Annotated in this window: 2 protein-coding genes; one reads left to right on the forward strand and one right to left on the reverse strand. The window is 59.2% G+C overall.

The features are described 5' to 3' along the window. The first annotated feature begins 340 nt into the window (after window positions 1-340). Window positions 341-718 carry a VOC family protein gene (locus EN994_RS33325; RefSeq protein ID WP_063169927.1) on the forward strand — a complete coding sequence of 126 codons (378 nt, stop codon included), beginning with the start codon at window positions 341-343 and terminating at the stop codon, window positions 716-718. An 11-nt stretch (window positions 719-729) separates the two neighbouring features. Here EN994_RS33325 and EN994_RS33330 read toward each other — a convergent pair. Beyond that, the coding region (locus EN994_RS33330; protein ID WP_164746522.1) for an inorganic phosphate transporter at window positions 730-905 on the reverse strand (176 nt) is incomplete at its 5' end.

The raw sequence follows: 905 nt of genomic DNA on the forward strand, positions 1-905 counted from the left end.
ATGTTGCCGGTGAAATCCGGCCCGTTGACCGTCTTCAGACGCTCGGTGACGATTTCCTTGGTGACGGACATGGCAGTTTTTCCTTACGCAGCTTGCGCCTGAGATGCAGCTTGCACCTGAGATAATGCAGTTTCCGGACAGAACCAAGCCGTGGAGCAATGGCTGTCTTGGCGTGCCTGAAAAACCGGCGGGTCCTGCCGGATTTCATCCGCGCCAAACGTCCTCCAGATAAGCGAGCGCCGATGCGGCCAGCAATCAATCCAGCCGACAGTCGCCAAACGATCGCAGCGACCTATTTCAACGACCAGCACGGGACCGACAAGCCGAGAAGGAGGCGATTATGCTCGCAAACAGCAACGCAACGGCAAATCTGGCGGTAAGCGATCTGGCAAAGGCCAAGGCTTTCTACGAAGGAACGCTTGGCCTGAAACAGGTGCAGGATGAGGGGGGCGAACTGATCGTGTACAAAAGCGGCGATACCACCCTCAACGTCTATCATTCCCAATTTGCCGGAACCAACAAGGCGACAGCGGTGACCTGGATGGTTGGCGACGAGATCGGCAACATCGTCAAGGAGCTGAAGTCGAAGGGCGTCGCCTTCGAGCACTATCAGATGCCGGGCTTGACGCTGGAGGGCGATCTCCACGTCGGTTACGGAATGAAAGTTGCCTGGTTCAAGGATCCAGACGGCAACATCCTGAACCTTGTGGACAGGTAGATTTCTTCACCTCACCTCGCCAGGCCAACCGCGAGGTAGGTGAGCGCCGAAATCAAAGCGGTGGCCGGCAAGGTAACGATCCAGGCGATGACGATGTTGCCGGCAATGCCCCAGCGCACGGCCGAGACGCGGCGGGCGGCGCCGACGCCGATGATGGCGCCGGCGATGGGGTGGGGGGGCGGTACGG

It is taken from the genome of Mesorhizobium sp. M7A.F.Ca.CA.002.09.1.1 (assembly GCF_003998555.1).
GTDB classification, from domain to species: Bacteria; Pseudomonadota; Alphaproteobacteria; order Rhizobiales; family Rhizobiaceae; genus Mesorhizobium; species Mesorhizobium ciceri.

What these genes read in the sequence shown, in the direction of transcription:
- EN994_RS33325 (WP_063169927.1), top strand. Translation starts at nt 341, where the DNA reads ATGCTCGCAAACAGCAACGCAACGGCAAATCTGGCGGTAAGCGATCTG.